This window comes from Streptomyces sp. MK37H (assembly GCF_018035285.1).
GTDB lineage: Bacteria > Actinomycetota > Actinomycetes > Streptomycetales > Streptomycetaceae > Streptomyces > Streptomyces endocoffeicus.
In genome coordinates, this window is the sequence record NZ_JAAAYH010000067.1 from 22,851 (window position 1) to 29,334 (window position 6,484).

Sequence of the window (6,484 nt, forward strand, 5' to 3'; positions counted from 1 at the left end):
GTGGGCTCCTTTCAGGCCGCGACGAGGTAGGAGAAGACGCTCTCCAGGGACTCGTCGGAGGGCGAGACCGTGAGGAGCCGGATGCCCTGGTCACGGGCGACCCGGGGCAGCAGTTCGGTGAAGCGGGCGAAGTCGACCGCCTGGATGTGCAGCCCGCCGTCGACGCCGGTGCTCGCGTCGACCTCGATACCGGTGGTCGACGGGTCGGCGATCAGGGCGGCCGCGAGCGCGCGGTCGTCGCTGGACCGGACGAGATAGCGGTGCGGACGGTCCGTCATCAGCCGGCGGATCTTGCGGAAGTCGCCGGAGGCGGCGTGCCGCCCCGCGACGATCACCTCGATATGCGCCGCCAGCTGCTCGACCTCCTCGAGGATGTGCGAGGAGAACAGCACGGTGCGGCCCTCGGCGCCCATCCGCCGCAGCAGATCCATCAGCTGCATCCGCTGCCGGGGGTCCATGCCGTTGAACGGCTCGTCCAGAAGGAGCACCGACGGCTCGTGCACCAGCGCGGAGGCCATCTTCACGCGCTGGCGCATGCCCTTGCTGTACGTGGCGATCTTCCGGGAGCCCGCGTAGTCCATCTCGACGGTGTCGAGCGCCTTACGGGCGGCTCCACGCGGATCGGGCAGCCCGTGCAGCTCGGCGTTAGCGATCACGAACTCGCGGCCGGTGAGGAAGTCGTACATCGCCTCCCGCTCGGGGACGATCCCGATGTGGCGGTACGCCTGCTCATTGCGCCAGATCGGGGCGCCGTCGAGGGTCACGGACCCGGTGGAGGGGGCCAGGAAGCCGCCCATCATGTTGATGAGGGTGGACTTGCCGGCGCCGTTGGGGCCGAGGAGCCCGGTGACACCGGGGCCGATGTCCATGGTCACGTCGTTGACGGCCACGACGTTCCCGAACCAGCGGGAGACGTTGTCGATGGCGATCGTGGTCACAGGCCGACCTTTCGGTAGCGGCGCATCAGCAGCCCGTACGAGCCGGCGATCAGGCCGAGGAGAACGAGGACGTAGACGAGCCCGGTCCCGGTGCCGGGGCCGACCCCGCCGGGGAAGGAGGAGGTGGCACCGAGGAACGCCGTCTGCACCCCGTCGATGATGGTGATCGGCGAGAACAGCCCGATCCAGCTCACCGGGCCGGTGTTGCCCTGGTCCCAGGCGATGGCCTGGACGGCGGACACCGCGCCGTAGGAGATGGTCAGCAGGGCGATGACGGCGGCGACGCCGAAGCCGCGGCGCGGGGTGAGCGCGGCGACGACCAGGCTGATGCCGGCGAAGAGGAGCGAGAGCAGAGCCACGGAGACCAGTCCTTGTGCGAAGCCCTTCGTCTGATCGGCGAAGTCCAGCTTGGCGAGCAGTGCCCCGGCGTAGAGGATCAGCAGGGGTGCGCCGGTGAGGACGAACAGCGCGGAGGCCATGGCGGCGAACTTGGCCACCACGTAGTCCATCGTTTCGATGGGCCGCGAGAAGTAGAGCGGGACCGTCTTGAAGCGGAGGTCCCGGGAGACGGACTGCGGCGCCTGGGAGGCGGTGTAGAGGCCGATGACGGCCTGCAGCATGATCGCGTAGCGGGTGTACTTGACGGGCAGCTCGTCCGCGCTGGTGGCGATGGCCACCGCGACGATGATCGCGGCGGGCATGCACATCACGGCGAACAGCAGCATCGGCGCGACCTTGGACTTGGCCGAGCGGCCGAGGCCGTAGGCGCCGCGCAGGCTCTGGGAGAAGAGCGAGCGGCGGGCGTAGGCGCGGCCGAGGCGCGGGCCCTCGTAGTGGCGGTAGCCGATGTTGTGAATGACGTCGGCGCGCTGGGTCACGGTCTCAGGCGGCATCGACGGCACCTCCGTTCCCGTGTGCGCTTGCGCCGGCCGGTCCGCCGGACGGCGTTGTGCCCTTCTGGGCATCCGCGGCGGCATCTGCGGCGGCGTCTGCGGCGGCGTCGGCGGCGGCGTTCGCGGCCTCCGCGGCGTTCGCTTCCTCGTCGTCGGACCGGAAGATCTCCGCGATGCGGTGGCGGCGCTGCTCCATGCGGACCAGGCCCAGGCCGAGGCCGGCGATGGTGTCGCGGACCGTGTCGTACGTCTCCTCGCCCGCGACGTCGACCAGCAGCACATGGTCGGAGCCTGGCGACCCGTCGGCGCCGCGGCCGGCGGGCTGGACGGTGAGCCCGGCCCGGTCGAGCGCGGTGCGCAACGCCGTGGTGCCGTCCGGGTGGTCGGCGGTGTCGGTCACCTCGACCGCGAGCGAGGCCGTGGCCTGGGTGAAGTCACTGGTGGAGCTGGAGCGGAGCAGCTTGCCGCCGTCGATGACCACGACGTGGTCGCAGGTGCGCTCCAGCTCGCCGAGCAGATGGGAGGTGACCAGGACCGAGATGCCGAAGTCGGTGTGCACGCGGCGGATCAGCCCGAGCATCTCGTCGCGGCCGACCGGGTCCAGTCCGTTGGTCGGCTCGTCCAGCAGCACCAGGCGCGGGTCGTGCACCAGGGCCTGGGCGAGCTTGACCCGCTGTTTCATGCCCGTGGAGTAGCCGCCCATGGGGCGGTACCGCTCCTCGTACAGCCCGACGTGGCGCAGGGTGTCGGCCGTGCGCTCACGGGCCGCGGAGGGCGGCAGCCCGGACATACGGGCCATGTGGACGACGAACTCGGTGGCCGAGACATCGGGCGGCAGACAGTCGTGCTCGGGCATATAGCCGACGCTTTCGCGGATGGCGCTGCCGTCCTTCGCCACATCGAGGCCGAGCACGGAAGCGCGGCCCTCGCTGGCGGGGGACAACCCGAGCAGGATCTTGATCAGCGTGGACTTACCGGCGCCGTTGGCACCCACCAGGCCGGTGACCCCTGGTGCGATGTCGACGGACAGCCGGTCGAGCGCGGTGACGCGGGGGAACCGCTTGCTCAGACTTTCGGTGGCGATCACAGTCACGTGTTCGACGGTAGTGGTGCGAGACACAGGCGGCGTCACTCCAGACGGTGGGATTCGCCTCGTCCTCGGGTCTGACGCGCCCGTAGGGGACAGGCCCCGGCCGGAGGGTGTTACCGAGGGTATCCACAGCCGGTCCGAGGGCTTATGCCCGATGTGCCGCGGGGGTCAGCCGGGACCGCGCCCATCCTGGGTACCACGCGGTGAACAGGGCCGGAAGGACGAACCCGGCGAACTGCGCCGCCAGCGCCGCCACCACGCCCAGACCGGCGGAGACGACCACGACCATGGCCGCGGCGGAGAGGGTGAAGGCGATGGACCAGGCCCGGGTGATCACCACATTGATATGCCGGAACGCGTAGGTGTCCCACACCTCGGGCGGTGCCTGGCGCCGGGCGATACCGGTGGTGAAGGGCCGCCCGACGGCGAGTGTCGTCCAGGCGGTGACGGCCAGCCAGCTCAGCGCCAGCGCGCCGACGTAGTCCTTGAGCCCGCTGCCGGGGCGGGCGAAGGCGAAGATCGTCAGCGCGGTGAAGAAGGCCACCGTGCTGCACTCGAGGATGACGGCGTCGGCGGCCAGGCCCGCCCGACGGGCCCGGATCAGCATCGCAGCGCCCAGCACCAGCCCGGCCAGGGCGCCCCACTGCCAGCCCAGCGTGGACACGATCGCGAGGGCGATCCATGGCATGAATCCGCGCAAGTAACTCATTTGATCCTCCCCCGGGCGTCAGGTCACATTCCGTCGTGGGATGTCGAAGGTAGAAAGTGCCCTGCGAGCCCAGTCCTATGCCTGATGCGCTGCCCAGCCCGTGGATTCCCCTTCGGAGAGGGGGAGTTGGGCACAGGCGCCGCTGGAGTCGGACCGTCCGGCCGGGAACGGGAACGTCAGAGACCCGGTGCGCCCCAGACCGGGAACCAGCGGCTCAGGTCCTCCTCGATCCGCAGATCATCCCCGAGCAGCGCCCGTATCTGGAGCTCCAGCGCGTTGTCCCGCTTCTCCGCGGCGCCCGGCAGCGGTGCGAAGGGGTAGAAGGTGCCGCGCTTGTAGAGGTACACCAGCGCGAGCGGACGCCCCGCCGTGTCCTGGAAGCCGATCAGCGAGCACAGCAGCTGCGGGCCGAACCCCCCGTCCTGGAGCAGCGAATTGACCGCGTGCAGATCGTTCACCAGCGAGGCCACATCGTCCGGCCGCTGCCGGGCCAGCAGCCAGGTGTAGCCGTACGCGTCCTGGCTGAACTCCACGGGCACCCCGCCCCGCTCCGTGTCCGCGTCCAGCAGCTCCCGCACATCCCGCTGGAGCTGGGAGAAGGCGCCGCCCTCCACGCTCGCGAAGCAGACCGAGCCCCGGCCGGTCGGGGTGAACCCGGCCCCCGCCTCCAGGCTGACCGCGGCGCCCGGGAGCCCGAAGAGCCGGTCGAGGTCGGGGCGCACCGGTTTGCTGCGGCCCAGGATGGCGTCCAGCAGCCTCATGCCTCAGCCCCTTCCCGCCTGGCCCAGCTGGGTGGAGATGCGGGCGAGCTGGTCGAGCCGCCGCTCCAGCGTCGGATGCGAGGAGAACAGCCGGCTGACGCTCTCGCCGGAGAGCGCGGGCGCGAAGAAGAACGCGTTGTACGGCTCGACCTTGCGCAGGTCCCGGGTCGGGATCCGGGCCATCTGCCCCGTCACCTTGGTGAGCGCGGCGGCGAGCGCCGAGGGCCGCCCGGTGAGCAGCGCGCCGGCGCGATCGGCGGACAGCTCGCGATAGCGGGACAGCAGCCGGGTCAGCAGGAAGCTGATCGCGTAGACCACGGCGCTGATCAGCGGGATGAGCAGCACCGCGATGCCCACGTTGTTGTTGCGGCTGCCACGGCTGAGCCCGCCCCACAGCGCCGCACGGGTCATGATGCCCGCCAGCACCCCGAGGAACGAGGCGATGGTCATGACCGCCACATCGCGGTGCGCCACATGCGACAGCTCATGGGCGAGCACGCCCTCCAGCTCCTCCGGCTCCAGCCGCCGCAGCAGGCCCGTGGTGGCGCACACCAGGGCGTTGCGCTGATTGCGGCCGGTGGCGAAGGCGTTCGGCACATCGGTGTCGGCGATGGCCACCCGGGGCTTGGGCATGTCCGCGAGCGCGCACAGCCGGTCCACCGCACCGTGCAGCTCGGGCGCCTGCTGCGGGGTGACCTCCCGGGCGCCCATGCTGAACGCCGCGATCCGGTCGCTGAACCAGAACTGCGCCACGAACAGCCCTCCCGCGATGATCACGATCAGCGGCCAGGCGCCCTTGAACACGGCGAGCAGCACGCCGATGAAGACCACATAGAGCAGCCCGATGAAGAACATCGTCGTGACCATGCGCGTGGTCAGCCCACGGTCTGGGGCATAGCGGGTATGCGGCATGGGATGCCTCCCCAGTGACGCGATGCCAAAGGCTCTATACCCGATTCTGCCGCTTATCGGGCGATCCGCGCCGCGCGCTGTCGCCCTTTCTCTCGCGAGCCGCTGTGTCCGGCGGTCCGGGCCGCTTACCCCGCTATCTGGGCCGCACCCTCAGTGGCGATCTTCTCGAAGACCCCGAGGTCGGCCGCGAAGATCGAATCGGGGATCGGCCAGTGCAGCACGATCTCCTCGATGCCCAGTTCGGCATGGCGTCCGGCGAAGTCCACAAAGGCGTCCACCGAGCTCAGCGGCCCTGTGCCGTCCGGGGTGAAGCCGGTGAGAAAGATCTTGTCGAGGTCGCCGGCGTCCCGCCCGGCCTCCGCGCACGCCTTGCCCAGCCGGTCGATCTGACCGCCGATGGCGGCCAGCGAATCGGCCGGGGTGCCGGTCGCGGAGATCTTCGGATCGCCCGTGGTCACCCACGCCTGGCCGTACCGCGCCGCGAGCCGCAGCCCGCGCGGACCGGTGGCGGCCACCGCGAACGGCAGCCGCGGCCGCTGCACACAGCCGGGGATGTCGCGCGCCTCGTACGCGCTGTAGTGCGTGCCCTCGTACGTCACCGCGTCATGCGTCAGCAGCCGGTCGAGCAGCTCGACGAACTCGCCGAACCGGTCCGCCCGCTCCCGGGGCGACCACGGCTCCTCGCCGCCGCGCAGCAGCGTCGTCGCGTCGAAGCCGGAGCCGCCCGCGCCGATGCCGAGGGTGATCCGCCCGCCGGACACGTCGTCCAGCGTGATCAGCTCCTTGGCCAGCGTCACCGGATGGCGGAAGTTCGGGGAGGTGACGAGGGTGCCCAGGCGCAGCCGCGAGGTCGCCGCGGCGGCCGCCGTCAGCGTGGGAACCGCCCCGAACCAGGGGCCGTCGCGGAAGCTGCGCCAGGACAGGTGGTCATAGGTGTACGCGGCGTGGAAACCCAGCTCCTCGGCGCGCTGCCATGTCTTCCGGCCGCCCTCGGACCAGCGGTGGATGGGCAGGATCACGGTGCTCACTCGCATGCCGCGAGCCTAAGCGGTGGGTGTGACAACGCCGTACCGAGCCGTCCGAGCAAGCGCACCCGGGCAAGCCCGCTCGAGCAAGCGCACCCGGGCAAGCCCGCTCGAGCAAGCGCACCCGAGCGAGCGCAACCGGGCGAGCGCACCCCC

At 70.8% G+C, this 6,484-nt stretch carries 7 protein-coding genes; all 7 read right to left on the reverse strand.

Features of this window, described 5'->3' with window-relative positions; translation table 11 throughout:
- Positions 1-11: 11 nt before the first annotated feature.
- On the reverse strand, positions 12-938 hold the full coding sequence (locus GWI24_RS12850) for an ABC transporter ATP-binding protein (RefSeq protein WP_044572743.1): 927 nt from the start codon (positions 936-938) through the stop codon (positions 12-14).
- A complete protein-coding gene (locus GWI24_RS12855; protein ID WP_210946080.1) occupies positions 935-1,831 on the reverse strand; it encodes an ABC transporter permease in 897 nt (298 codons plus the stop codon). Before GWI24_RS12855 ends, GWI24_RS12850 begins: the two co-directional genes overlap by 4 nt.
- Positions 1,821-2,951, reverse strand: a complete 1,131-nt coding sequence (locus tag GWI24_RS12860; RefSeq protein ID WP_308343629.1) for an ABC transporter ATP-binding protein — start codon at positions 2,949-2,951, stop codon at positions 1,821-1,823. The genes GWI24_RS12855 and GWI24_RS12860 overlap by 11 nt, the downstream gene beginning before the upstream one ends.
- 115 nt (positions 2,952-3,066) lie before the next feature.
- On the reverse strand, positions 3,067-3,630 hold the full coding sequence (locus tag GWI24_RS12865; RefSeq protein WP_210946082.1) for a hypothetical protein: 564 nt from the start codon (positions 3,628-3,630) through the stop codon (positions 3,067-3,069).
- Positions 3,631-3,806: 176 nt separating this feature from the next.
- On the reverse strand, positions 3,807-4,391 hold the full coding sequence (locus tag GWI24_RS12870; protein ID WP_210946083.1) for a hypothetical protein: 585 nt from the start codon (positions 4,389-4,391) through the stop codon (positions 3,807-3,809).
- A 3-nt stretch (positions 4,392-4,394) separates the two neighbouring features.
- Positions 4,395-5,303, reverse strand: a complete 909-nt coding sequence (htpX, locus tag GWI24_RS12875; RefSeq protein ID WP_020870031.1) for a zinc metalloprotease HtpX — start codon at positions 5,301-5,303, stop codon at positions 4,395-4,397.
- A gap of 125 nt (positions 5,304-5,428) precedes the next feature.
- Positions 5,429-6,337, reverse strand: coding sequence for an LLM class flavin-dependent oxidoreductase (locus tag GWI24_RS12880; protein WP_210946084.1), 909 nt, complete (start codon positions 6,335-6,337; stop codon positions 5,429-5,431).
- Positions 6,338-6,484: the final 147 nt, after the last annotated feature.

What these genes read in the sequence shown, in the direction of transcription:
- GWI24_RS12880 (WP_210946084.1), bottom strand. Translation starts at nt 6,337, where the DNA reads ATGCGAGTGAGCACCGTGATCCTGCCCATCCACCGCTGGTCCGAGGGC.
- GWI24_RS12855 (WP_210946080.1), bottom strand. Translation starts at nt 1,831, where the DNA reads ATGCCGCCTGAGACCGTGACCCAGCGCGCCGACGTCATTCACAACATC.
- GWI24_RS12870 (WP_210946083.1), bottom strand. Translation starts at nt 4,391, where the DNA reads ATGAGGCTGCTGGACGCCATCCTGGGCCGCAGCAAACCGGTGCGCCCC.
- GWI24_RS12865 (WP_210946082.1), bottom strand. Translation starts at nt 3,630, where the DNA reads ATGAGTTACTTGCGCGGATTCATGCCATGGATCGCCCTCGCGATCGTG.
- htpX (WP_020870031.1), bottom strand. Translation starts at nt 5,303, where the DNA reads ATGCCGCATACCCGCTATGCCCCAGACCGTGGGCTGACCACGCGCATG.